The sequence below is a fragment of the Hydrocoleum sp. CS-953 genome, assembly GCF_002260545.1.
Lineage (GTDB): Bacteria > Cyanobacteriota > Cyanobacteriia > Cyanobacteriales > Microcoleaceae > Trichodesmium.
Map to the genome: position 1 here is coordinate 1 of NZ_LGSU01000187.1, position 2,379 is coordinate 2,379.

Annotated in this window: 2 protein-coding genes; one reads left to right on the forward strand and one right to left on the reverse strand. The window is 32.1% G+C overall.

All coding sequences use genetic code 11. The features are described 5' to 3' along the window. Positions 1–407: 407 nt before the first annotated feature. On the reverse strand, positions 408–1,256 hold the full coding sequence (gene fghA / locus AFK68_RS01525; RefSeq protein WP_094671081.1) for an S-formylglutathione hydrolase: 849 nt from the start codon (positions 1,254–1,256) through the stop codon (positions 408–410). A gap of 553 nt (positions 1,257–1,809) precedes the next feature. Here fghA and AFK68_RS01530 point away from each other — a divergent pair. Next, positions 1,810–2,379: ribonuclease III domain-containing protein (locus tag AFK68_RS01530; protein WP_210407167.1), on the forward strand; the 570-nt coding region annotated here is incomplete at its 3' end.

The following is a 2,379-nucleotide window of genomic DNA, read 5'->3' on the forward strand; positions in this document are numbered from 1 at the left end:
AGAAAATGAATTTAATTATTGCGTATAGAGCAATAGTCAGAAAATTTTTATCTACATCTGGCGTGTGCTTCAGAAAATGAATTTAATTATTGCGTATAGAGCAATAGTCAGAAAATTTTTATCTACATCTGGCGTGTGCTTCAGAAAATGAATTTGATGATTGGGTATAGAGCAATAGTCAGAAAATTTCACGATTTATCTACATCTGGCGTGAGCTTCAGAAAATGAATTTGATGATTGGGTATAGAGCAATAGTCAGAAAATTTCATTTGCTATAGCAAGGTTTGAGAATTTTTTTCTAAATCAACCATTTAAAGTGTATTGGTCTACTGCTGGAATAACTGGGTTTGGAGACCAAACCCCTACAACAAAATATCAAACCTATTTAGGATTGCTATAGTCTTAATTCAGTTTAAAGCTTCAGCATGATAACGAATATGATCTTCGATAAAAGATGCAATGAAATAATAGCTATGATCGTAATTTTCTTGCATTCTTAAAGTCAGGGGTAAGCCAACTTTTTCACAGGAATTTTCAAACACTTCTGGGAGTAATTGTTTTTGAACCAAAAAAGGATCAGCAGTTCCTACATCAATTAAAATCGGACGATTATAACCAGAAGTTAAAACTAATTCACTAGCATCATAATCACGCCAACTTTCTTGATTTGTACCTAAATAATTGGTAAAAGCTTTTTCACCCCAAGGACAACGCATAGGTGCTGCAATTGGAGCAAAAGCAGAAACAGATTGATATTTTTCAGGATTTTTCAAAGCACAAATTAATGCTCCATGACCTCCCATAGAGTGACCGAAAATACTTTGTTTATCTGGTTGTACTAGAAAATTTTTGGCAATAATTTCTGGTAATTCTTCAACTACATAACTATACATTTGATAATGTTTTTTCCAAGGTTCTGAAGTAGCATTAATATAGAATCCTGCACCTGTACCAAAATCCCAATCATCATCCTCTCCAACAATACCAGTATTGCGTGGACTTGTATCTGGTACAACTAAAATTAATCCATATTTATTAGCAAATTGTTGCGCTCCTGCTTTAGCCATAAAATTATCTTCAGTACAAGTTAAACCAGAGAGAAAATACAGAATTGGCAGAGGTTTTAATTTCCCTTGCAGTGGTTGATAAATTGAGAAACGCATCTCAATATTACAGGTGTAAGATAAGTGGAAATAATAGCTAACTGTGCCACCAAAGCATCGATGTTGTTTAACCAGTTTAATTTCTGTAGACATAAGTCATTTCAGTTATCAGTTATCAGTTATCAGTATCTTAAATCTGAATTAGGAAGCAAGAAAATAGGAAATTTCTTTTTGATCTTCTTGACTAGGGAGACTTTAAATCTTATTTCTTGGTCATAAAACTGCTATAAAATGCTAACTATAGCAATCCTAAATAGGTCGTGACAAATCAAAAAATAGATAAAAGAGTTGAAACTCCCACCAGTTAAGTGTTCCCAGTTAAGTTTTCCCTAAAAAGCACTAAGATTTTTGCCACGAATATGCGGAGGATTGCTATATATTTCAATCCTGTTTTATAGTGGAAATTTTATAGTGGGAAATACCTTTGTATTATTTTTTGTTCCCTGTTCTCAGTTAAGTTGTTCTCTATCCCCCTTTTTTAGATTTACTTTAAAAACAATCTCTCACACTTTTTTGATACAAATCTGATTAAATTATTAACTATTCTGTAATTATCTACTAAGAGATTGTAGTAATTATTAATTAAATCTCATTTTATGGAGTTAGTGATAATATTATGGGCTTAAATATTGAGGCTGTAAAAAAAGTGAGTATCTCTATCCCCGAATTTGAACATCCTGAACTATTGGAAATTGCTCTGACTCATCCAAATCACATTTATGATGGGACTAATATTATGAGGCCAGAACAAAAACAACAGGCTCTAGAGCATCAGGGTTTGGCTAACTTGGGCTATGTAGTTTTTTGTCGAATTGTTAGTAACTATTTATCAGACAATTTTTCTAGTTTAGGTAAAGCAACTCTGACTATTATAGAAAGCGATATTATTAGTAGACAGATGTTTTCTGAATTTGCTAGAGATTTAAAGTTGAGGCAGTTTTCTTTATTGGGAAAAAGTTATAAATGGAAGTATAAAAGTGAGCAAAATAAAATTTTAGCTCAAATTTTTGAAGCTCTAATAGGTGCAATTTATTTGGAGTTTGACCGAGATTTAGAACGGACTAATGATTGGTTAGTTGAACATTGTATTGCCAAAGCAGTTAATCAGATTTTGACTACTGCATTTCAAGATGATTCAGATTTAGAAACAGATTTTCAACTGATAGATTGGATTGAGGTTTTAAAATTACCTTTATTAAATCCAAAGAGTTTGTAT

Coding starts and splice junctions, on each gene's coding strand:
- fghA (WP_094671081.1), bottom strand. CDS start 1,256: ATGTCTACAGAAATTAAACTGGTTAAACAACATCGATGCTTTGGTGGC.